Source organism: Pseudomonas sp. 18-147, from assembly GCF_051048045.1.
Lineage (GTDB): Bacteria > Pseudomonadota > Gammaproteobacteria > Pseudomonadales > Pseudomonadaceae > Pseudomonas > Pseudomonas aeruginosa.
In genome coordinates this window covers 5,156,390-5,176,580 of sequence record NZ_CP182296.1, presented here as the reverse complement: position 1 = coordinate 5,176,580, position 20,191 = coordinate 5,156,390, and the positions used below count along the sequence as shown (strand labels likewise).

Annotated in this window: 23 protein-coding genes; 14 read left to right on the top strand and 9 right to left on the bottom strand. The window is 68.9% G+C overall.

Features of this window, described 5'->3' with window-relative positions:
• Positions 1-130: 130 nt before the first annotated feature.
• Positions 131-733 carry a LysE/ArgO family amino acid transporter gene (locus ACM0M4_RS24575; protein ID WP_003094003.1) on the bottom strand — a complete coding sequence of 201 codons (603 nt, stop codon included), beginning with the start codon at positions 731-733 and terminating at the stop codon, positions 131-133.
• Between the two features lies 1 nt (position 734).
• Positions 735-1,136, bottom strand: a complete 402-nt coding sequence (locus tag ACM0M4_RS24570; protein ID WP_003103830.1) for an ACT domain-containing protein — start codon at positions 1,134-1,136, stop codon at positions 735-737.
• A gap of 97 nt (positions 1,137-1,233) precedes the next feature.
• Here ACM0M4_RS24570 and ACM0M4_RS24565 point away from each other — a divergent pair, with 97 nt between their 5' ends.
• Positions 1,234-2,136, top strand: coding sequence for a LysR family transcriptional regulator ArgP (locus ACM0M4_RS24565; RefSeq protein ID WP_003120877.1), 903 nt, complete (start codon positions 1,234-1,236; stop codon positions 2,134-2,136).
• Here ACM0M4_RS24565 and ACM0M4_RS24560 read toward each other — a convergent pair whose 3' ends face one another.
• Positions 2,137-3,195 (bottom strand): saccharopine dehydrogenase family protein, encoded by a 1,059-nt coding sequence (locus ACM0M4_RS24560; RefSeq protein WP_054375986.1) that lies wholly within the window; start codon positions 3,193-3,195, stop codon positions 2,137-2,139.
• 160 nt (positions 3,196-3,355) lie between these two features.
• On the opposite strand from ACM0M4_RS24560, the gene ACM0M4_RS24555 reads away from it, so the two are divergent.
• On the top strand, positions 3,356-4,345 hold the full coding sequence (locus ACM0M4_RS24555) for an NAD-dependent epimerase/dehydratase family protein (protein ID WP_003103823.1): 990 nt from the start codon (positions 3,356-3,358) through the stop codon (positions 4,343-4,345).
• Here ACM0M4_RS24555 and ACM0M4_RS24550 read toward each other — a convergent pair whose 3' ends face one another.
• Positions 4,346-4,609 (bottom strand): hypothetical protein, encoded by a 264-nt coding sequence (locus tag ACM0M4_RS24550; protein WP_003103821.1) that lies wholly within the window; start codon positions 4,607-4,609, stop codon positions 4,346-4,348.
• 290 nt (positions 4,610-4,899) lie between these two features.
• On the opposite strand from ACM0M4_RS24550, the gene ACM0M4_RS24545 reads away from it, so the two are divergent.
• The 4 genes from ACM0M4_RS24545 to ACM0M4_RS24530 all read left to right on the top strand — a co-directional run bounded on the left by ACM0M4_RS24545 (position 4,900) and on the right by ACM0M4_RS24530 (position 8,739).
• Positions 4,900-5,736, top strand: coding sequence for an ATPase (locus tag ACM0M4_RS24545; protein WP_003093989.1), 837 nt, complete (start codon positions 4,900-4,902; stop codon positions 5,734-5,736).
• Between the two features lie 215 nt (positions 5,737-5,951).
• On the top strand, positions 5,952-6,179 hold the full coding sequence (gene feoA / locus ACM0M4_RS24540) for a ferrous iron transporter A (RefSeq protein ID WP_003103819.1): 228 nt from the start codon (positions 5,952-5,954) through the stop codon (positions 6,177-6,179).
• Positions 6,180-6,196: 17 nt separating this feature from the next.
• Positions 6,197-8,497: a Fe(2+) transporter permease subunit FeoB gene (gene feoB, locus ACM0M4_RS24535; RefSeq protein WP_115288869.1), complete on the top strand. Its 2,301-nt coding sequence runs from the start codon at positions 6,197-6,199 to the stop codon at positions 8,495-8,497.
• Entirely contained in the window at positions 8,497-8,739 is a 243-nt protein-coding gene (locus ACM0M4_RS24530) for a FeoC-like transcriptional regulator (RefSeq protein WP_023116195.1), read from the top strand. The genes feoB and ACM0M4_RS24530 overlap by 1 nt, the downstream gene beginning before the upstream one ends.
• A 59-nt stretch (positions 8,740-8,798) precedes the next feature.
• Here ACM0M4_RS24530 and ACM0M4_RS24525 read toward each other — a convergent pair whose 3' ends face one another.
• Genes ACM0M4_RS24525 through pyeR form a run of 3 tightly spaced genes read right to left on the bottom strand, consistent with a single transcriptional unit; the run spans position 8,799 to position 11,405 of the window.
• Positions 8,799-9,851, bottom strand: coding sequence for an alkene reductase (locus ACM0M4_RS24525; RefSeq protein WP_115288868.1), 1,053 nt, complete (start codon positions 9,849-9,851; stop codon positions 8,799-8,801).
• Positions 9,852-9,887: 36 nt separating this feature from the next.
• Positions 9,888-11,054: an MFS transporter gene (locus ACM0M4_RS24520; RefSeq protein WP_003103801.1), complete on the bottom strand. Its 1,167-nt coding sequence runs from the start codon at positions 11,052-11,054 to the stop codon at positions 9,888-9,890.
• Positions 11,055-11,102: 48 nt separating this feature from the next.
• Entirely contained in the window at positions 11,103-11,405 is a 303-nt protein-coding gene (gene pyeR, locus ACM0M4_RS24515) for an ArsR family transcriptional repressor PyeR (protein WP_003093978.1), read from the bottom strand.
• A 152-nt stretch (positions 11,406-11,557) separates the two neighbouring features.
• Here pyeR and ACM0M4_RS24510 point away from each other — a divergent pair, with 152 nt between their 5' ends.
• Positions 11,558-12,130, top strand: coding sequence for an ACP phosphodiesterase (locus ACM0M4_RS24510; protein ID WP_003093976.1), 573 nt, complete (start codon positions 11,558-11,560; stop codon positions 12,128-12,130).
• Between the two features lie 149 nt (positions 12,131-12,279).
• Entirely contained in the window at positions 12,280-13,140 is an 861-nt protein-coding gene (locus ACM0M4_RS24505; RefSeq protein ID WP_003093974.1) for a universal stress protein, read from the top strand.
• Here ACM0M4_RS24505 and olsA read toward each other — a convergent pair.
• Together olsA and olsB are read right to left on the bottom strand one after the other, a co-directional pair.
• Positions 13,137-13,913, bottom strand: a complete 777-nt coding sequence (gene olsA, locus ACM0M4_RS24500) for a lyso-ornithine lipid O-acyltransferase (protein ID WP_115288867.1) — start codon at positions 13,911-13,913, stop codon at positions 13,137-13,139. The two genes, ACM0M4_RS24505 and olsA, sit on opposite strands and share 4 nt — an antisense overlap.
• Entirely contained in the window at positions 13,913-14,668 is a 756-nt protein-coding gene (olsB, locus tag ACM0M4_RS24495) for an L-ornithine N(alpha)-acyltransferase (RefSeq protein ID WP_115288866.1), read from the bottom strand. Before olsB ends, olsA begins: the two co-directional genes overlap by 1 nt.
• Positions 14,669-14,870: 202 nt before the next feature.
• Here olsB and ACM0M4_RS24490 point away from each other — a divergent pair, with 202 nt between their 5' ends.
• The 6 genes from ACM0M4_RS24490 to ACM0M4_RS24465 all read left to right on the top strand — a co-directional run bounded on the left by ACM0M4_RS24490 (position 14,871) and on the right by ACM0M4_RS24465 (position 20,188).
• Complete coding sequence (locus ACM0M4_RS24490; RefSeq protein WP_003093969.1) at positions 14,871-15,767, top strand: acyl-CoA dehydrogenase family protein; 897 nt, start codon at positions 14,871-14,873, stop codon at positions 15,765-15,767.
• A gap of 84 nt (positions 15,768-15,851) precedes the next feature.
• On the top strand, positions 15,852-16,637 hold the full coding sequence (locus ACM0M4_RS24485; protein WP_003093967.1) for an MBL fold metallo-hydrolase: 786 nt from the start codon (positions 15,852-15,854) through the stop codon (positions 16,635-16,637).
• 67 nt (positions 16,638-16,704) lie between these two features.
• Positions 16,705-17,820, top strand: a complete 1,116-nt coding sequence (locus ACM0M4_RS24480) for a serine hydrolase domain-containing protein (protein ID WP_003101127.1) — start codon at positions 16,705-16,707, stop codon at positions 17,818-17,820.
• Complete coding sequence (locus ACM0M4_RS24475) at positions 17,817-18,152, top strand: hypothetical protein (protein ID WP_003093963.1); 336 nt, start codon at positions 17,817-17,819, stop codon at positions 18,150-18,152. The genes ACM0M4_RS24480 and ACM0M4_RS24475 overlap by 4 nt, the downstream gene beginning before the upstream one ends.
• 60 nt (positions 18,153-18,212) lie before the next feature.
• Complete coding sequence (locus tag ACM0M4_RS24470; RefSeq protein WP_003120867.1) at positions 18,213-18,803, top strand: YceI family protein; 591 nt, start codon at positions 18,213-18,215, stop codon at positions 18,801-18,803.
• Positions 18,804-18,967: 164 nt separating this feature from the next.
• A complete protein-coding gene (locus ACM0M4_RS24465; protein ID WP_115288865.1) occupies positions 18,968-20,188 on the top strand; it encodes a M20 aminoacylase family protein in 1,221 nt (406 codons plus the stop codon).
• The last annotated feature ends 3 nt before the right edge of the window (positions 20,189-20,191 follow it).

Genomic DNA, 20,191 nt, shown 5'->3' with positions numbered 1-20,191 from the left:
GCAACTGTAGGGGCAAAGGCCGGCGGCGGCGCGCTGCGACGGGCTTCTGCAAGCTCGCCGGCGAACACCGCCACATTCTCTCTGGACTGCCTGGCGGCGCGAGGGTTCGCTCGGGAAGACAGAAACCGCGTTATCCCCGGAACAGCAGTTGCGCGGCCATGCCCAGCATCATGGCCGCCACCATCAGGTCGAGCAGGCGCCAGGTGGCCGGGCGCGCCAGCCAGGGGGCCAGCCACGCCGCGCCGAGGGCGAGGGCGAAGAACCACATCAGCGAGGCGCTGGCCGCGCCGAGGGCATAGGCGCCCGGCGCGGCCTGCTGGGCGCCGAGCGAACCGATCAGAAGTACGGTATCGAGATAGACGTGGGGGTTGAGCAGGGTGACCGCCAGTGCCGCCAGAAGCACCGCCTTGCGCGAGCGTGGCCCGGTTTCCGCGGCGTTGCCGAGGGCGTCCGGGCGCAACGCGCGAAGCAGCGCCTTGAGCCCGTACCAGGTCAGGAAGGCGATCCCGCCCCAGCGGGCGATGGCCAGCAGCGTCGGGTTTTCCAGCAGCAGTTTGGCCAGGCCGAACACGCCGAGGCTGACCAGCACCGCGTCGCAGAACACGCAGAGCGCGGCCACCGAGAGGTGATGCTCGCGGCGCAGGCTCTGCGCGAGAACGAAGGCATTCTGCGCGCCGATGGCGATGATCAGGCCGGCAGCCACCAGGATGCCGTTGAGATAGCTCTGCCACATGTCAGTGTGCCTCCGCCGCCAGCCGCTGGAGCACGGCGAGGGCGCGCCGGCCCTCGTCGCGGGCGACGAACAGGTGGTCGTGGAAATAGCCGGCCATCACGTTGCAACTGATCCCGGCTTCGGCCAGCGCCGTGGCGAAGGCGGCGGTCAGGCCCACCGCCGCCAGCGAGGAGTGCACCGTCAGGGTGATCCAGGCCGCCACGTATTCGTAGGGCAGGCCCAGGCGTTCGGCCTGCCGGCGTTCGAGCACCAGGGTCAGGCCCTCGCGCTCGCGGAAGCTGGCGAGCGGCTCGGCGCCGTTCGGCAGCGCGCCAGCGGCGCAGGTACAGAACACATAGTCGCCGGGATTGAGTTCGGGAGTGAGCGTGCGCAGCAGGGTGCGCAGCGAGGTTTCGCCAGCCATGGTCGGTCCGCGTCGGGTGGATCGGAAAAGTGCTGGCGAGTGTGGCCGCGGGCGATTTATAAGGAAAACGAATCCTGCTGATCTCTCATTAGGAAAACTGATTTTGTTCGACTACAAGTTGCTCGCCGCGCTGGCCGCGGTGGTGGAGCAGGGCGGTTTCGAGCGCGCCGCACAGGCGCTGGGGCTGTCGCAATCGGCGGTATCGCAGCGGATCAAGCTGCTCGAGGCGCGGGTCGGCCAGCCGGTCCTGGTGCGCGAGACGCCGCCGCATCCCACCGATCTCGGGCGCCGCCTGCTCAACCATGTGCAGCAGGTGCGGCTGCTGGAGGGCGACCTGCAGCGCTGGGTGCCGAACCTGGATGAAGGCGGTGCCCCGGAGCGCCTGCGCATCGCTCTCAACGCCGATAGCCTGGCGACCTGGTGGGCCGCCGCGGTGGGCGATTTCTGCGCCGAGCGGCGGGTGCTGCTGGACCTTGTGGTGGAGGACCAGGAGGTCGGGCTCAAGCGCATGCGCGCGGGCGAAGTGGCGGGCTGCGTGTGCGGTAGCGCGCGGCCGGTGGCCGGCGCGCGTTCGCTGCTGCTCGGAGCCATGCGTTATCGCGGCCTGGCCAGCCCGGATTTCATTGCCCGGCACTTTCCCCGCGGGGTCGAGGCGGCCGCCCTGGCCGGCGTGCCGGCGATCGTGTTCGGCCCGGACGACCTGCTGCAACACCGCTTTCTCAAGGACCTCGGCGTCGAGGGCGGTTTCATCCACCACCTCTGCCCGTCCTCGGAAGGTTTCGTCCGCCTCACCGCCGGCGGTCTCGGCTGGGGCCTGGTGCCGGAGCGCCAGGTGCAAGGCGAGCTGGCGCGCGGCGAACTGGTCGAGCTGCTGCCCGGCCAGGTCATCGACGTACCGTTGTACTGGCACTACTGGCGCAACGGCGGCGAACTGCTCGCGTCGCTCACCGAGCACCTGCTCGCCCGCGCCGGCGACGGCTTGGTGCGGGTGTCAGGCTGATCAGCCGATGACGGTGATTCGTCCGGAGCCGGGCAACGATTCGACGCAGCGCGCGCCGAGCAACCGCGATGGCGTGAAGTAGCCGCCGGGACCCTGGTAGTCCAGCAGGTGGCGCACTGCCAGGAGCACGCCGTGCAGGGTCAGGTCGTACACGTTGGCCGTCTCCAGGCGCGCCGTGCGGCGTTCGCCGCGGGCGTTGCGCGCCTCGCCCCAGACCCAGGTGCGCAGGCGCTCGCGGGCCGCCTGGTCGGGGCCGGCGATGCGTTTGTCGACCTGCCCCTTGAGCCAGTCCTGGACCCGTTGCCGACCGAGCAGCGGACGCAGCGGGTCGATCAGGCGCATGCCCAGGGCCAGCAGCGGCGGCGCCGGCAGGTAGACCTCGATGTCCGGGATGCCGGTGCTGTAGTAGGCGGTGGCCACGTCGCCCCAGGGAATCGTCACGGCGTGCCGCAGGCCGCGGCCGAAATCGATGTCGCGGCGCTTGTAGCCCAGCGGCACGTCGCGCAGGCGGCCATTCTCGCGGATCTTGCCGCCGAACTTGAGGCCTTCGACGCTGGTCTTCGCGGTTCCCGTCGAAAGCCCGCTGCCGGTGTCGAAGCCCAGCGCCAGCCGTTGCGCGTCCGGCAGCGCCTCCTTCAGGCAGGCAGCCAGGCAATCGGTGGGGATCACATCGAAGCCGACGCCCGGGCAGACCACGATGCCGGCCTCGCGGGCCTCGGCGTCGCCGGCGTGGGCCTGCTCGAACACCGCGATCTCTCCAGTGATATCCACGTAGTGGGTGCCGGCGGCGCGGCAGGCGGCGATCATCGGCGTGCTGGTGGCAGAGAACGGACCGGCGCAATGGGCCACCACCTTCACCTGGTCCAGGGCTTCGCGGCAGGCCTGCGGATCCCCCAGGTCGAAGACCCGGCACTCCAGCCCGAGCTGGCTGCCGAGCGCGTGCAGGGCGGCCGGGTTGCGTCCGCTGAGGAGCGGCGTCAGGCCCTCGCGCTGCGCCTGTTCAGCGACCAGCCGGCCGGTGTAGCCGTTGGCGCCGTAGATCATCCAGTGACTGGCCATGGTTTCAGGTTAGACCTTGTAGCGCGCAGCGCCGCTTCTGTCGCCCAACGCAAGTCGTGCCGGCGGCCCGCAAGGTCGTTGTTCTGGCATGCTGTGCCAGTGGTGGCGCGGCTCCGGGTTGCTAGAGTCGCGGCACAAGAAGAACAACGGGAGAAACGCAATGCGGATTCTGGTAACGGGGGCGACGGGCTTCATCGGCGGGCGTTTCGCTCGCTTCGCCCTGGAGCAGGGCCTGTCGGTACGGGTCAGCGGTCGTCGTGCGGACGCGGTGGAACATCTGGTGGCGCGGGGCGCCGAGTTCGTTCCCGGCGACCTCGCCGACCCGGCGCTGGTCCTGCGCCTCTGCGAGGATGTCGAGGCGGTGGTGCATTGTGCCGGCGCGGTCGGAGTCTGGGGACCGCGCGAACGCTTCCTGGCGGCCAACGTCGGGCTTGCCGAGAGCGTCGTCGAGGCCTGCATGCGGCAAAAGGTGCGGCGCCTGGTGCATCTGTCGTCGCCGTCGATCTATTTCGACGGGCGCGACCACCTGGACCTGAACGAAGAGTACGTACCCCGGCGTTTTTCCGACCATTACGGGGCGACCAAGTACCAGGCCGAGCAACTGGTGCTCAGCGCCCGCGACCTGGGCCTGGAAGTGTTGGCGCTGCGTCCGCGCTTCGTGGTCGGCGCCGGCGACACCAGCATCTTCCCGCGAATGATCCAGGCCCACCGCAAGGGACGCCTGCGGATCCTCGGCAACGGCCTGAACCGGGTCGACTTCACCAGCGTGCACAATCTCAACGACGCGCTGTTCAGTTGCCTGCTGGCCGGCGAGCCGGCGCTGGGCAAGGTCTACAACATCAGCAACGGGCAGCCGGTACCGTTCTGGGATGCGGTCAACTACGTGATGCGCCAGCTCGACCTGCCGCCGGTCGGCGGTCACCTGCCGTATGCCGTCGGCTATGGCCTGGCGGCGCTCAACGAAGGCGTCTGCCGGATCCTGCCGGGGCGCCCGGAGCCGGTGCTGTTCCGCCTGGGCATGGCGGTGATGGCGAAGAACTTCACCCTGGACATCAACCGCGCCCGCGAATACCTCGACTACGACCCGCGGGTCAGCCTGTGGACCGCGCTCGACGAGTTCTGCGCCTGGTGGCGCGCCCAGGGACTCTGATCAGCCGCGCAACGGGCCGGCGTATTGTCGGCTCGGCGCCTGCGCGGGCAACAGGGAAGGTTCCGCCGGCGGCAGCGCGACCCCGCTGAGCCTGCCGAGGCGCTGTCCCAGCTCCCGCGTCGTCGCATCGCCGGAGCGGGCGCAGGCCGCCTGCATCGCGGCGATCGCATCGCGTTGCTGGAAGTGGATATCCAGCGCCTGTTCCTCGCGCAGGCGTCGGCGCACGGCGCGCATGCAATCCAGCAAGGATTTGTTCAACTCCATGCATCCTCCGGCTCTCGAATCTGCCCGGCAAAGCCCAGGCAAGCGACGTGCCATGCGGGCCGCGGACCAGCGCCGGCGTGCGGGGCGGGGAACCGCTGGCGGCCTGCGGCGGTCTGTGCCGGACAGCGTTCGCTCCGTCTTGGGGCGCACGGCTTCGCGGTGGAGCGCCCCGGTCCGGCAATTTGCTTCGAGCAGACGCTGAAGGGGCGGGGCCGAACCGATATAATGCGCCATTCGGCCCTTTCTCCAGGCCTCCGGCAGGATGCCGTTCCCCTTCACAGGTTTTTACCATGCGTAACGATGCTTTCGACGAACTCGACGATGTGCCCAGCCTGACCACCGATGCTGCCGACCGTGATGAATTCGGCCACCACCCGCGGCACGTCTACGAACCGGAGCAGCGCCGGGTCGTCGACACCAAGGAGCGCCGTCCGGCCTCTACCGGCCCGCTCTGGGCCCTGCTCGGGGCGATGCTGATCGCCCTCGCCGGGGTGGGTTGGTGGAGCCACCAGCAAATCAGCCTGATGGAACAGCAGTTGGTGGCGACCCAGGAAAGCTTCGTAAGGATCAGCGAGGAAGCCGCCGGGCGCCTCGACGACATTCGCGGCAAGGTGGTCGCCAGCGAGTCCAGCGTCACCAGCGAACGCGAGGCGCTGCGCCTGCAGGTCAAGCAACTGCAGGAGAAACTCGGCAGCCAGGAACGCCAGCAGGCCGATGTGAGCAACCAGTTCGGCGGCCAGGGCAAACGCCTCGACCAACTGGCCAGCGATCTCAAGGCCCAGCAGGAAAGCGCGGCGCAACTGGTCGCGCAACTGGACGGCAAGCTGCAGACACTGGCCGCCGAACAGGAGAAGCTGAAAGCCCTGCAGGTCGAACTGGGCAAGACCAACGAGCAACTCAAGGCCCTCGGCGGCGATGTCGCGGCGCTGAAGAAGCAGGGCAACCCGAGCCAGACGATCAAGGGTATCCAGGATGACCTGCTGGTATTGCGCAGCCAGCTCGACAACCGCCCGGCCCAGGGCGGCAATACCGCCGAGTTCGACGCCTTCCGCACCCAGGTGATGCGCAACATCAACACCCTCCAGGCCCAGGTGCAGAACCTGCAGCAGCAGCTCAATACCCGCTGACCCCTTGCGCCGCCAGCCGCCCGTCGCACCGGGCGCTGGCGGCGACAGTTCGCCGCGCCCGGCGAAAATCCCCGCTTCCATTGCTCTGGATCAGCGAATCCGCTGCTCCTCCACTCCGATACTGCGTCCTTAAGCGAGCCTTAAGTGAGAGTCGTTTAGATTCTCGGTCACCGGCCAGGGAGGCCATTGGTCCCTTCCTCTGCCTGGAATCCGCCATGAGCGCATTGCAACCGTCCCGTTCCTACCGCATCACCGGTTATTCCCCCGCCATCAGCAACGGCTATCGCCAACGCCTGTTCTCCATGGGGCTTCTGCCCGGCGCGGCGCTGCGCGTGGTGCGCATCGCCCCGCTGGGCGACCCGATCCAGGTCGAGACCCGCCAGACCAGCCTGGCGCTGCGGCGCAAGGACCTCGCCCTGCTGACCCTCGTCCCGCTCGACTGACCCCGCCCGGAATCCCCATGACCGCATTGACCCTCGGCCTGATCGGCAATCCCAACTCCGGCAAGACCACCCTGTTCAACCAGCTCACCGGCTCGCGCCAGCGGGTCGGCAACTGGGCCGGCGTCACCGTGGAGCGCAAGGAGGGGGCGTTCCATACCGTCCGTCACGCGGTACGCCTGGTCGACCTGCCCGGCACCTATTCGTTGACCAGCGTTTCCGCCCAGGCCTCGCTGGACGAGCAGATCGCCTGCCGCTACATCGCCAGCGGCGAAGTGGACGTGCTGGTCAACGTGGTGGATGCGGCGAACCTGGAGCGCAACCTGTACCTCACGGTGCAACTGCGGGAGATGGGCATCCCCTGCATCGTCGCGCTGAACATGCTCGACATCGCCCGTAGCCAGCGCATCCGCATCGATATCGACGGTCTGGCGCGGCGTCTCGGCTGCCCGGTGGTGCCGCTGGTATCCACCCGCGCCGATGGCATCGACGAACTGAAGGCGGCCATCGACTCCCTACAGCTCCCGCAGGCGGCGCTGGCGGTGGATTACCCACCGGCCATCCAGGCGCAGGTCGGCTACCTTCTGGAAACGCGCGCTCCGGCGGCCTCGGCCATCGAGCCGCGCTGGCTGGCGTTACAGGCGCTGGAAGGCGACATCTTCAACGGCCCGGCGCTGGGCTTGCCGCCCGCCACCCTGGAACAGGCGCGCCAGGGCTGCGGCGAGGAGCCCGAGCTGGCGATCGTCGATGCGCGCTACCGACTGATCGGCGAGATCTGTGCGGCGGTCTGCGACCACCAGCAGGCTCAGCCGCACCGGCTGACCCAATGGCTCGACCGGGTCGTCCTGAATCGCTGGCTGGGTCTGCCGATCTTCCTGCTGGTGATGTACCTGATGTTCTTCTTCGCCATCAACATCGGCGGGGCGCTACAGCCGATCTTCGACAAGGGCTCGTCGGCGATCTTCATCGACGGCATCCAGTGGCTGGGTATCCGCTTCGGCCTGCCCGATTGGCTCACGGTGTTCCTCGCCCAGGGCATCGGTGGCGGGGTCAACACGGTGTTGCCGCTGGTGCCGCAGATCGGCTTGATGTACCTGTTCCTCTCGCTGCTCGAGGATTCCGGCTACATGGCACGCGCGGCCTTCGTCATGGACCGCCTGATGCAGGCGCTGGGCCTGCCGGGCAAGTCGTTCGTGCCGCTGATCGTCGGTTTCGGCTGCAACGTACCGTCGATCATGGGCGCGCGGACCCTGGACGCGCAGCGCGAGCGGCTGATTACCATCATGATGGCGCCGTTCATGTCCTGCGGCGCGCGCCTGGCGATCTTCGCCGTATTCGCCGGGGCCTTCTTCGGCCAGGGCGGCGCGCTGGTGATCTTCTCCCTGTACCTGCTCGGCATCGTCGTGGCGATCCTCACCGGGCTGTTGCTCAAGCACACCTTGATGCGCGGCGAGGCCTCGCCGTTCGTCATGGAACTGTCGCTGTACCATGTGCCACACCTTAAGAGCCTGCTGCTGCAGACCTGGTCGCGCCTGCGCGGCTTCGTGGTGCGGGCCGGCAAGGTGATCATCCTGGTCAGCCTGGTGATCGGCGGCCTGAACAGCATCACCCTCGACGGCAAGCCGGTGCAGGGCGACATCGGCCATTCCGCCCTGGCCAGCGTCAGCCAGCGTCTCACTCCGCTGCTGGCGCCGCTCGGGGTGCAGCCGGACAACTGGCAGGCCACCGTCGGCCTGGTCACCGGGGCGATGGCCAAGGAAGTGGTGGTCGGCACCCTGAACACCCTCTACACCGCCGAGCAGATCCAGGGCGAGGCCTTCGACTACGAAGGCTACGACCTGCCCGGGCAACTGCGCGACGCCCTGGTCGAGACCTGGGACGGCCTGGTCGATACCTTCAGCCTCAGCGTGCTGGCCAACCCGGTGGAGGCGAGCATGGCCGACGGAGACATGGAGACCGGCTCGATGGGCACCATGGCGAGCAAGTTCGGCAGCCCCATCGCGGCCTACAGCTATCTGGTCTTCGTCCTGCTCTACGTGCCCTGCGTGACCGCCATGGGCGCGATCGCCCGGGAAAGCAGCAAGGGCTGGATGGCTTTCTCGGTGCTCTGGGGGCTGAACGTCGCCTACTCGCTGGCGACCCTCTGCTACCAGGTCGCCACCTTCGCCGCGCACCCCGAGCGTAGCGTCCTGACCATCGCCGTGGTGCTGCTCTTCAACCTGATCCTGATGACCTGCCTGCGTCTGTTCGGCCGTGAGCAGGTACTGCAACTGCCAGGCCGAATGGCCGATGCCCCGAGCGGGCAGGGAGGATGTCACTGATGGCGACACTCATGCAGATCCGCGCCGCCCTGGAAGACGGCCAGGCGCGTGGGCTGAAACAGCTCAGCCGCCAGGTGGACGCGCCGCCGGCGCTGGTGGGGGCGATCCTGGAGCGGCTGATCGCGCTCGGCAAGGTCGAGCGGGTGGCTGCGCAAAGCTCGGGCGGTTGCGGCGGCGGTTGCAAGGGCTGCGCCCAGCGCGATCCGTGCGCGGAGCCGGAGCCGTATTTCCGCCTGCGCTAGACGGGCAAAGCACAGAGCCCGCCACGACAAGCGTGGCGGGCTCTTCCTGGCTGGCGCGATCAGGCCAGGGTCGGATAGTCCAGGTAGCCTTCGGTACCGCCGGTATAGAAGGTTTCCGGGCGCGGCGGGTTCAGTTCGGCGCCCTGGCGCAGGCGTTCGACCAGGTCCGGGTTGGCGATGAAGGGGACGCCGAAGGCCACCGCATCGGCGTCGCCCTTGGCCAGGATGGCGTTGGCGCTGTCGAGGGTGAACTTTTCGTTGGCGATGTAGGGTCCGCCGAAGGCTTTCTTCAGGGCTACGCCGATGCTGTCGTCGGCCTGCGCTTCGCGGGCGCAGATGAAGGCGATGCCGCGCTTGCCCAGCTCACGGGCGACATGGCTGAAGGTTTCCAGGCGGTTGGAATCGCCCATGTCGTGGGAGTCGGCACGTGGTGCCAGGTGTACGCCGACGCGCTGGGCGCCCCATACGGAGATCGCCGCGTCGGTGACTTCCAGCAGCAGGCGCGCGCGGTTCTCGATGGAGCCGCCGTAGCGGTCGGTGCGCTTGTTGGTGCTGTCCTGGAGGAACTGGTCGAGCAGGTAGCCGTTGGCGCCGTGGATCTCCACGCCGTCGAAGCCGGCGGCCTTGGCCCGCTCGGCGCCCTGGCGGTAGGCCTCGACGATGTCGGCGATCTCCTCGGTGTCCAGCGCGCGCGGGGTGACGTAGGGACGCTTCGGGCGCACCAGGCTGACGTGCCCCTCGGCGGCGATGGCGCTCGGCGCCACCGGCAGCTCGCCATTCAGGTAGAGCGGATCGGAAATCCGCCCGACGTGCCAGAGTTGCAGGAAGATGCGCCCGCCGGCGGCGTGCACCGCCTTGGTCACGTTGCTCCAGCCACGGACCTGGTCATCGGACCAGATGCCGGGGGTGTCGGGATAGCCTACGCCCATCGGCGTGACCGCGGTGGCCTCGCTGAGGATCAGGCCGGCATGGGCGCGCTGGGCGTAGTACTCGGCCATCAGGGCGTTGGGCACGCGGCCTTCATCGGCGCGGCAGCGGGTCAGCGGCGCCATGACGATGCGGTTGGGCAGCTCGAGGTCGCCGAGCACGATGGGATCGAACAGAGTAGCCATGGAACATCCTCCACTAGGGAATAGACGGACAGGGGATCAATCGAGGACCGGCTGCGCCTGGGCGCGGCCGTTTCCGGAAAAGGCGATCAGGGTGGCCAGCAGCGCCAGCGCGGCCAGCGCGGCGGCGGCCAGCGGCACGCGGGTCAGGCCCAGGCCGTGGTCGATGACGCTGCCGCCGACCCAGGCGCCGAGCGCGTTGCCGACGTTGAAGGCGCCGATGTTCAGGGTCGCCACCAGGTTCGGCGCGGCATGCCCGACGCGGACCACGTTGACCTGCAGCGCGGGCACCGCGGCGAAGGCGGCGGCGGCCCAGAAGAACAGGGTGATCTCCGCCGGCAGCAGGGCCTGGCTGGTCCAGCTGAACAGCGCCGAGACCAGCGCCATGGCGGCGAACACCGCGGCCATGGTGGTGCCCAGGCGCCAGTCGGCGAGGCGGCCGCCGATCACGTTGCCGACGGTCAGGCCGACGCCGATCAGCAGCAGGGTCCAGGTCACGCCGCGCGGGCTGACCCCGGTGACTTCGCCGAGCAGCGGCGCGACGTAGGTGAACAGGGCGAACATCGAGGCGGCGAACAGCACGGTGGTGCCCAGGGCCAGCCACAGCGACGGGTTCTTCAGCGCGGACATTTCCTGGCGCAGGTCGACCTTCTCTTCCTCGCGGTCGTTTGGCAGCACCCTGGCCAGGCCGACGAAGGCGACCACGCCGATCAGGGTCACCACCCAGAAGGTCGCGCGCCAGCCGGCTTCCTGGCCGAGCGCGGTACCCAGCGGCACGCCGAGCACGTTGGCCAGGGTCAGGCCGGTGAACATCAGGGCCACGGCGGAAGCGCGGCGGTTCGGCGCCACCAGGCTGGCGGCGACCACCGAGCCGATGCCGAAGAAGGCGCCATGGCAGAGCGCGGTGACGATCCGCGCCAGCATCAGCAGGCCGTAGTTGGCGGCCACCGCGCAGAGCAGGTTGCCGACGATGAAGATGCCCATCAGCGCGAGCAGGGCTTTCTTGCGTTCCAGGCGGGCGGTGGCCATGGCCATCAGCGGGGCGCCGAAGGCCACGGCGAAGGCGTAGCCGCTGATCAGCCAGCCGGCGCTGGGAATGGATACCCGCAGGTCGCCGGCGACCTGCGGCAGCAGGCCCATGATGACGAATTCGGTGGTACCGATGGCAAAGGCGGATAAAGCGAGGACGAGAAGAGACGCCGGCATCGGTCGAGCTCCTGGACTGCGAGGTGGTGGGGTGGAAGCGAGTGCTGCTTACAGCTCGTCGCCGAGTTGGTCGAGGAAGGCCTGGATGGTCTCCTCGTTGCGCTTGAAGAAGTTCCACTGGCCGACCCGGCGGCTGGTCACCAGACCGGCGCGTTGCAGGGTGGCGAGGTGTACCGATACGGTGGACTGGGAGAGACCGGTACGCTGGTCGAACTTGCCGGCGCAGACGCCGATCTCGAACGGGTGGTCCTGCTCGACGAAGTACTTCTCCGGTTCCTTCAGCCAGCGCAGCATGTCGCGTCGCACCGGGTGGGAGAGAGCCTTGATGATTTCGTCGATGTCCAGTGGCATGGCGGTGGTCCGTTGGCCGTCCATATCGGGTTGGGACGAACTATATATCGGTGTGGGACGATATGGGGATCGATTGCGACGATAGTCGCTATCGACAGGGCTGATGACGATGATCGAAACGACCGTTCCGTCCCTGGGGTAAGCTAGCCCGCATGAACTACCTCGCGCATCTCCACCTCGGCGGCCCGCAACCGGCCCAACTGCTCGGCAGCCTGTACGGCGACTTCGTCAAGGGCCGCCTGCAGGGACAATGGCCGGACGAGATCGAGCGGGCCATCCAGTTGCACCGGCGCATCGACGCCTTCACCGACAGCCATCCACTGGTGCATGCGGCCAAGCGGCGCTTCCCGCTGGAGCGCCGGCGTTTCGCCGGCGTCCTGCTGGACGTGTTCTTCGACCACTGCCTGGCGCGCGACTGGAACGACTACGCCGACGAACCGCTGCCGCAGTTCGTCGAGCGGGTCTACGGCACCCTGCGCACCGCCTCGCCGCTGCCGGAGCGCCTGGCGCGCATCGCGCCGCGGATGGCGGCCCAGGACTGGTTGGGCAGCTACCGCGAGTTCGCGGTCTTGCGCGAAGTGCTGGGCGGTATGTCGCGGAGGCTGTCGCGACCGCACCTGCTGGACGGCTCCTGGGAAGAACTGGCCCAGCGCTACGATGACCTGAGCGCGGATTTCCGCGCCTTCTACCCGCAACTCCAGGCTTTCGCCCTGAGCCAGCGCTGAGCCTGGCGCAGCGGCCATTGGCCCGGCCGGCGGAATCACCTATCAATTGTTTCAGTCCGAAGCATCCGCTTGATGCACATCAACCGGCAGCGGTCGCGTCGATCGTTCAATGGGGCCGACGTTCAACGCTCTGCCAATGGAGGTGGAAGATGAAACGAATCCTGGTGGCGACCGACCTGTCCTCGCGTTCCGAGCTGGCGGTCATGCGCGCCGCGGCGCTGGCCAAGGCGAGGAATGCCGAACTGACCGTGCTGAACGTGCTCGACGACGACCAGCCGCCGGTGCTGATCGCGCCGCAACGGCTGGCCATCGCCAACCTGCTGGAAGTGAACGGACAGGCCCTGAAGGAGCGCCTCGGCGTCGAGTCCAAGGCGATCGTGCGGGTCGGCGATCCGGTGGTGGTGATCAACGCGGTGGCCGAGGAGATCGGCGCCGACCTGCTGGTGATGGGCGCGCACCGGCACACGCCGCTGCGCGATCTGTTCATCGGCACCACCCTGGAGCGGGTGGTACGCAATGCGAAGATCCCGGTGCTGCGCGCGGCCGGTGCGCCGGAAGAGGAGTACCGCCGGGTGCTGCTGGCGCTGGACTTCTCGCCGACCTCGACGCGCGCGGTGCAGATGGCCGGCCAGCTCGGCTTCCTCGACGCCGCCAGCCTCACCGCGCTGCATGCCTTCGAGCCGTTCGCCAAAGGCATGATGCGTTATTCGGGGATCAAGGAAGACCGCGTCGAGCATTACGTCGACCAGGAGGAACTCAAGGCCAACGTCGAGCTGCGCGACTACGTCGCCGGCCTGGGGCTGGGCCGCGAGGACATCCAGTTGCGCGTCGGCGAAGGCTTGCCGATCAACGTGATCATGACCGAGGTACGCCGCCAGGCGCCGCAGTTGACGGTGCTCGGCACCCAGGGCCTGACCGGCTTCCGCCGCGCGCTGATCGGCAGCGTGGCCGAGGCGGCCCTCGGCGACCTGCCGTGCGACGTGCTGGCGGTGCCGCCCAAGCGCGACTAGGCGGCGCGCCGGGTTTGCGTAGTGGCGGCAGTGCCGAACAGCGCCAGGCGCACCGCCTGCTGGGCCTGGCGGGCCAGTTCGGCGCGGTCCAGGCCCTGGCTGGGGATCGGTTCCAGCAGCTGGATATGCACGCTGCCGCGCTCGCCGCGCAGCAGGCGGCCGAGGTGGCTGAGCAAGTCGTCGTCGCCGATGAACGGCGCCTGCGCATCGGGCACGCCGTCGCGGCGGTAGCTGATCGCCACCGGCTGCACCGCCACGCCGGCTTCCAGGGCGCTGGCCATCAGGCGACCGTGGAAGGTGCGCAGGCTTTCGCCGTTGGTGGTGGTGCCTTCCGGGAAGATCAGCAGGTTGCGCCCACGGTGCAGTTGTTCGGCCAAGCGCTGGTTGATCAGCCGGCTGTCGCCCGAGCCGCGGCGGATGAACAGGGTGCCGGCCTTTTCCGCCAGCCAGCCGGCCAGCGGCCAGGCACGCACCTCGGCCTTGGACAGGAAGGTCAGCGGCGCCAGGGCGCCGAGCAGCGGGATATCGGTCCAGGACACATGGTTGGCTACCCACAGCATGGGTTGCCGGGGCGCTTCGCCGCTGACCCTGACCTCGAAGGGCAGGGCCGCGCAGAGGCGCGCCAGCCACCAGCGGGTCAGGCGCTGGCGCAGCGGCGTGACGTCGGCGCCGGGCAGCCCCTCGCGCAGGCTGACCCAAGCGGCCAGGCCCAGTCCGAGCGCGACCAGCCCGAGCAGGCGTGCGCTGCGCAGCAGCAGGCGCAGCCGCGCCATCAGACCGCTGCCTTGAAGTGGCGGGCGTAGCGCGGGCAGAGTTCGTCGCGCTTGAGCAGGATGAACACGTCGGCGACCTGGAAATCCGGGTCCCAGCAAGGCTCGCCGCAGATCTTGGCGCCCAGGCGCATGTAGGCCTTGAGCAGCGGCGGCAGCTCGGCGGTGAGGTTTTCCGGGACGTCCAGCGGCGGCAGCGGGTTCTTCGGCTCGGCCTGCAGGTAGTCGGTGCACAGGTAGCCTTCGCGCAGCCGCTGCATCACCGCCTTGGCCTGCATACCGCCGTCGCGCATGGGAATGCTGGCGCAGCCCATCAGGTAGCGGTAGCCGCCCTCGTTGAGGACCTCGGCGAGTTCGCCCCAGAGTACCGCGATGGTGGCGCCGTTGCGGTATTCGGGAGCGACGCAGGTGCGGCCGATCTCCAGGACCGGGCCGTGCAGGGCGTCGAGGCCGGAGAGGTGGAACTCCTCTTCGCTGTAGAAGCGCCCGAGGCGTTCGGCGGCGCGATGGTCGAGCAGCCGGGTGGTGGCCACCAGGGCGCCGCTGTCGAGGTCGCGGACGCCGATGTGCGCGCAGTGACGGTCGTAGTCGTCGCGGTCGAGGCCGTCTTCGGCGCCTTCGAGCTTGGCGTCGAACTCGGCGCTGAATACGCGGTAGCGCAGGGCCTGGGCCTCGCGCAGGGCGCGGGCGCCGTTCAGGCGCTCGGCCTTCAGGCGGCGTCCGGCGACGGGTTCGCGGGTAATGGCGGTCTGGGTCATGCCTGGGCCTCCTTGGGCCGGCGCCGCGGGTTGCGGCCGCTCGGCTTTGTTGTGCAAGCTCAGGCTAGGAAGGCGCGGTGTCACCCCTGTGACAGGGGCGTGATGCTTGTATGACATTGTCGCCGGATGTAACGCGCCGTTGTTCAACGCTGGCACCCTCGGCAGGATGCCGGTTCCGACACATTCCACACTGGAGTCCGCCATGTCCTGGCAACGCTTGCTCGGCCCGCTCGACCGCCTGCCCACCGAAGGCTCCCTGGAAGACTGGCACGCCGCCGCCCTGGCGCGCGCCGACGGTCTTGGCACCCTGGAGCGGGCGGTGCTCGGCGGACGATTGGCCGCGAGTCCGGGCCTGGCCTTCCTCGCCGGCTACCAGGCGGCCCTGCGCGCGCTCTGGCCGGCGGCGCCGGAAGGTCTCGGCGCGCTGTGCGTGACCGAGAAGCGCAGCGTGCGCCCGGCGGACCTGCAGACCCGCCTGGAGGGGCTGGTCCTGCATGGACAAAAGGATTTCGTCACCGCTGGCGACAGCGCCTCCTGGTGGCTGGTGGCCGCCCGCGACGAGGCTCCGGGGCAGCCGCCGCGACTGTCGATGACGGTGGTCCTGGCCGGCGCCCCGGGGGCGCGCCTGGAGGCGTTGCCGGCGCTGCCGCTGATGCCGGATGTGCCGCATTCCCGCCTGTTGCTCGACGGTGCCCATTGCGAGCGCCTGCCCGGCGATGGTTGGGACGACTACGTCAGGCCGTTCCGCCTGCTGGAGGATGTCCATGTGCTGGCGGCGCTGGTCGGCTGGCTCTATGGGGTCGGCCATGAATGCGGCTGGCCCTCGCCGCTGCTGCTGCGCCTGGCCGGCATCCTCGGCGGCTGCGCCGAGGTCGCGCGGCATCCGGTCGCCTGCGTCGGCACCCAGGCGGTACTGGCTGGGCTGTTCGAACAGTTCTCGGCGCTGGAGGGGCAACTGGATGCCGCCTTCGCCGCCAACGCCTCGACCTGGGAGGCATTGTGGCAACGCGATCGCGGCTTGCTGGCGATTGCCAACGGGGCCCGCAAAGTTCGCCTGGAGAAGGCCTTGACCCGCCTCGGGCTTGACCCAGGTCAGTGAGGCGCCGCGCCGCAGGCGCTTACCCTGCGCAGCATCCGGCGAGGAATGCTCCTCGGCGCCTGCACAGAGTAGATTTCACCGACCATGCGACGCGAACCGATCGTGCTGTTCGACAACGGCAGCCACCAGTGCCTGTGTTTCGATGACCTCGTCAGCGGCGAAGGGGTCCAGTCCAACCAGTTCCTGATCGTCGACAACGGCCAGTACCTGCTGCTCGATCCCGGCGGCGACCTGACCTACACGCCGCTCTCGCTGGAATTGTCGAAACGCTTTCCGCTGCAGGAGCTGGACTACATCTTCGCTTCGCACCAGGACCCGGACATCATCGCCGCCCTCGACAAGTGGCTGCTGCACACCCGCGCCCGGGTGATCTGCTCCAAGCTGTGGGCGCGCTTCCTGCCGCACCTGACGGCCAACTACCTGGCGGTCAGCCATGGCATCAACACCTACGACCGGGTCATGCCGTTGCCCGACCGCGGCCAGGCGATCGCTCTCGGCGACTGCTCGTTGAAGGCGATCCCCGCGCATTTCCTGCATTCGGTGGGCAACTTCCAGCTCTACGACCCGGTGAGCAAGATCCTTTTCTCGGGCGATATGGGCGCCTCGCTGGTGGACGACGCGGCGCCGGTCAGCGATTTCGCCGCGCATATCCAGTACATGGACGGATTCCATCGCCGCTACATGGCGGCGAACAAGATCTGCCGCCTGTGGGCGCGGATGGTCCGGGACATGGATGTGGAGATGATCGTGCCGCAACACGGGCGGCCCTTCGTCGGCAAGGAAATGATCAGCGCCTTCCTCTACTGGATCGAGAACCTCGAGTGCGGCATCGACCTGCTCGGCCCGGACGACTACCGCATGCCAGGCTGAGTCCGCGCTTCCTGGCGTCATCGAGGCCATGCTAGGGTTGCCCCTCGACCGTCGAGAGGGCCCGCCGATGCCCGCTTTGCCGTTGTCCCGCCGCGCCCTCGCCGCGCTGGCCCTGGTATTCGCCCTCCCTGCCCTGGCCGAAGACTGGCCCGACACCGACTGGCCCCGTGCCCAACAGCCCGCGGGGCCGGCGCTGGAGGCATTCGAGCGCTATGCCTTCGGTCGTCGCGACGATGTTCGTCGCAAAGGCATCCGCACCGACGCGGTAGTGGTGATCCGCGACGGTCGTCTGGTCTATGAGCGCTACGCCGGCCCGAGCCGTGCAGAGACCCCGCACCTTACCTGGTCGGTGAGCAAGAGCCTGCTCGCCACGCTGCTTGGCGTCGCCGAGGGCGAAGGGCGCTTCCAGCTCGACGACCCGGTGGCGCGCTACTACCCGCCGTTCGCCCGTCATCCCGAGGTGACGTTGCGCCACCTGCTGAACTGGTCTTCCGGGCTGGACTGGCAGGAGGACTACGAGTTCGCGCCGTTGAAGTCCTCCGTGGTGGCGATGCTCTACACCCGTGGGCGTGACGACATGGCCGGCTTCGTCGCCGAAACCCCGCAGGCCCGGCCGCCGGGCCGGCGTTTCCGCTACTCCAGCGGCGACAGCAACGTGCTGGCGGCGGCCCTCCACGGCATGCTCGGCGCGGACTATGCCGAGTACCCCTGGCGCGCGCTGTTCGAGCCGCTGGGCATCCGTTCGGCGGTATGGGAGCGAGACGCCGCCGGCACGTTCGTCGGCTCGTCGTACGTCTACATGAGCGCCCGCGACCTGGCGCGCGTCGGCCTGCTGATGCAGCGCCACGGGCGCTGGCGCGAGCGGCAACTGCTGCCGCTGGCATGGGTCGAGTTCAACCTGACACCCTTCGCCCGCTACCGGCCGAGCGCGGAAGAGGAGGGCGAGGCGGTGCCGGGCGGCCAGTGGTGGTTGAACCGTGCGGTGAAAGGCGCGCCGGCGCCCTGGCCGGACGTCGCCGAGACCGCCTTCGCCGCGCTCGGTCACTGGGGCCAGGCGCTCTACGTGCTGCCCGAGGAGAAGCTGGTGATCGTGCGCTACGCCGACGACCGCGACGGGCGTTTCCGCCACAACGAATTCCTGCGCCTGGCACAGGCGGCGTTCGCCGGGGAGGCGCGGCCATGATCCGTCGCCATCCCTTGCTCTTCCTGTTCGTCCTGGGGCTGCTCGCCGCCCTCGCGTGGGCCTGGCAGAACCGCATCCACCTGGCGGCCTTTCCCGCCATCATAGGCGCCTACACGGCCAAGGAGTACTGCTCCTGCCGCTACGTGATGGGGAACTCCGCGGACTATTGCCGGGCCTATACCCAACAGTACGTGCCGATCAGCGGCTTCTTCGACGACGAAGCCCGCCGCCGGGTGACCGCCCGCGGCCTCGGCAGTACGCAGACGGCCGCCTGGCTGGGCCCGCGCGAGGGATGCCGGCTCATGCCCGAGGCGGACAGGCTGCCGGACTGACCGGCGGCGCATGTCGGGGCGCGGGGCGAGGGACGGCGCCGGCCCGAAGCCGGAGGTGGAATGCCTGTTGTATTGTGTGTCCTGTTGTTGCTCCTCAGCCCTCTGCTGTCGGCGGCGGAATGGCAACTGGAGCCGGATTACTCGCGGATCAGCTTCGTTTCCGTGAAACGCGCGAAGATGGCCGAGGTGCAGCGCTTCGATCGTCTCAGCGGCCAGATCGACAAGCAGGGCGTCGCGCGCATCGTGGTGCCGCTGGGCACCCTGGACAGCGGCCTGGCCCTGCGCGACGAGCGAATGAAGGACAACTTCTTCGAAACCTCGCGCTTCCCCGAGGCCACCGTGGAGAGCCGCCTGGACATGGCCGGCTTCGACGACCTGCGGGTCGGCCAGTCGCGGGTCGAGAAGCTCGACTTCACCCTCGACCTGCACGGCCAGCAGCGCCGCCTGAAGGCCGACGTGCTGGTCACCCGCCAGGGCGAAGGGCTGGTCCAGGTGGCGACCCTGGAGCCGGTGCTGCTGAAGCTGCTCGACTTCGACCTGGAAGAGAAGCTCAAGCCCTTGAAGGAGATGGCCAATATTCCCTCGATCACTCCCGAGGTACCGGTGTTCGCCGTGCTGAACTTCCGCGAAGTGCCGCCGGAACAGTTCTGACGTACCGGCGGAGGGCGGCGCGGGCCTTGGGTTCCACCCAGTGGAACCGCCTTCCGTTGTCCTTCGCCGCGTGCCGCGCTTAGCTGTGACCACGCCCGGCCGGCCTTGCGTCCGGGCCTCCCGCCAACAAGACCGGAGCGCAATCCGGCCAGAGGAGAGACGGCATGGCTCGACATCGACACATCGTGGCCTGGCTCGAGGAGGTCGCCGACGACCTGCGTAGCCTGCGCCAGGACATCCACGCCCATCCCGAACTGGGCTTCGAGGAGCGACGCACCGCCGCGCTGGTCGCCGAATGCCTGCGCGGCTGGGGCTACGAAGTGCACGAAGGGATCGGCCGCACCGGCGTGGTCGGCGTCCTCCGCCAGGGCGACGGCACGCGGCGGCTCGGCCTGCGGGCGGACATGGATGCGCTGCCGATCGTCGAGGCCACGGGGCTCGGCTACAGCAGCTGCCACCGCGGGCGCATGCACGCCTGCGGCCACGACGGACACACCGCGATGCTGCTCGGCGCGGCACGCTACCTGGCGGCGACGCGGCGTTTCGACGGCACCCTGGTACTGATCTTCCAGCCCGCCGAGGAAGGCCAGGGCGGCGCCGAGGCGATGCTCGCCGACGGGCTGCTGGAGCGCTTTCCCTGCGATGCGCTGTTCGGCATGCACAACATGCCGGGACTGGAGGCCGGGCACCTGGGCTTCCGCGCGGGACCGATGATGGCTTCCCAGGACCTGCTGAGCGTCACCCTGGAGGGCGTCGGTGGACACGGTTCGATGCCGCACCTGAGCGTCGATCCGTTGCTCGCCGCGTCGAGCGCGGTGATGGCCCTGCAGAGCGTGGTGGCGCGCAACGTCGATCCGCAGAAGGCCGCGGTGGTCACGGTCGGCGCATTGCAGGCCGGCGAGGCGGCCAACGTCATACCCCAGCGCGCCGTGCTGCGCCTGAGCCTGCGGGCGCTCGACGGCCAGGTGCGCGAGCAGGTGCTGCAGCGGGTTCGCCAGATCATCGAGTTGCAGGCCGCCAGCTATGGGTGCCAGGCCAGCATCGAGCACTACCCGGCCTATCCGGTGCTGGTCAACAGCGTCGAGGAAACCGAGTTCGCTCGCCAGGTCGGGGTCGAGCTGGCCGGCGCGGAGCAGGTCGACGGCGACACGCCGAAGCTGATGGGCAGCGAGGACTTCGCCTGGATGCTACAGCGCTGCCCCGGCAGCTACCTGTTCATCGGCAACGGCAGAGGACGGCCGATGGTGCACAACCCGGCCTATGACTTCAACGACGACATCCTGGTCCGGGGCGCGGCCTATTGGGGCGCGCTCGCCGAGACCTGGCTGGCCGCCCCCGCGGCGTCCGGCCTTCGACTGACTGCCGCCAATAACGGCGCGGCCTGAGCC

Coding starts and splice junctions, on each gene's coding strand:
- ACM0M4_RS24575 (WP_003094003.1), bottom strand. CDS start 733: ATGTGGCAGAGCTATCTCAACGGCATCCTGGTGGCTGCCGGCCTGATC.
- ACM0M4_RS24570 (WP_003103830.1), bottom strand. CDS start 1,136: ATGGCTGGCGAAACCTCGCTGCGCACCCTGCTGCGCACGCTCACTCCC.
- ACM0M4_RS24560 (WP_054375986.1), bottom strand. CDS start 3,195: ATGGCCAGTCACTGGATGATCTACGGCGCCAACGGCTACACCGGCCGG.
- ACM0M4_RS24555 (WP_003103823.1), top strand. CDS start 3,356: ATGCGGATTCTGGTAACGGGGGCGACGGGCTTCATCGGCGGGCGTTTC.
- ACM0M4_RS24550 (WP_003103821.1), bottom strand. CDS start 4,609: ATGGAGTTGAACAAATCCTTGCTGGATTGCATGCGCGCCGTGCGCCGA.
- ACM0M4_RS24545 (WP_003093989.1), top strand. CDS start 4,900: ATGCGTAACGATGCTTTCGACGAACTCGACGATGTGCCCAGCCTGACC.
- feoA (WP_003103819.1), top strand. CDS start 5,952: ATGAGCGCATTGCAACCGTCCCGTTCCTACCGCATCACCGGTTATTCC.
- feoB (WP_115288869.1), top strand. CDS start 6,197: ATGACCGCATTGACCCTCGGCCTGATCGGCAATCCCAACTCCGGCAAG.
- ACM0M4_RS24530 (WP_023116195.1), top strand. CDS start 8,497: ATGGCGACACTCATGCAGATCCGCGCCGCCCTGGAAGACGGCCAGGCG.
- ACM0M4_RS24525 (WP_115288868.1), bottom strand. CDS start 9,851: ATGGCTACTCTGTTCGATCCCATCGTGCTCGGCGACCTCGAGCTGCCC.
- ACM0M4_RS24520 (WP_003103801.1), bottom strand. CDS start 11,054: ATGCCGGCGTCTCTTCTCGTCCTCGCTTTATCCGCCTTTGCCATCGGT.
- pyeR (WP_003093978.1), bottom strand. CDS start 11,405: ATGCCACTGGACATCGACGAAATCATCAAGGCTCTCTCCCACCCGGTG.
- ACM0M4_RS24510 (WP_003093976.1), top strand. CDS start 11,558: ATGAACTACCTCGCGCATCTCCACCTCGGCGGCCCGCAACCGGCCCAA.
- ACM0M4_RS24505 (WP_003093974.1), top strand. CDS start 12,280: ATGAAACGAATCCTGGTGGCGACCGACCTGTCCTCGCGTTCCGAGCTG.
- olsA (WP_115288867.1), bottom strand. CDS start 13,913: ATGGCGCGGCTGCGCCTGCTGCTGCGCAGCGCACGCCTGCTCGGGCTG.
- olsB (WP_115288866.1), bottom strand. CDS start 14,668: ATGACCCAGACCGCCATTACCCGCGAACCCGTCGCCGGACGCCGCCTG.
- ACM0M4_RS24490 (WP_003093969.1), top strand. CDS start 14,871: ATGTCCTGGCAACGCTTGCTCGGCCCGCTCGACCGCCTGCCCACCGAA.
- ACM0M4_RS24485 (WP_003093967.1), top strand. CDS start 15,852: ATGCGACGCGAACCGATCGTGCTGTTCGACAACGGCAGCCACCAGTGC.
- ACM0M4_RS24480 (WP_003101127.1), top strand. CDS start 16,705: ATGCCCGCTTTGCCGTTGTCCCGCCGCGCCCTCGCCGCGCTGGCCCTG.
- ACM0M4_RS24475 (WP_003093963.1), top strand. CDS start 17,817: ATGATCCGTCGCCATCCCTTGCTCTTCCTGTTCGTCCTGGGGCTGCTC.
- ACM0M4_RS24470 (WP_003120867.1), top strand. CDS start 18,213: ATGCCTGTTGTATTGTGTGTCCTGTTGTTGCTCCTCAGCCCTCTGCTG.
- ACM0M4_RS24465 (WP_115288865.1), top strand. CDS start 18,968: ATGGCTCGACATCGACACATCGTGGCCTGGCTCGAGGAGGTCGCCGAC.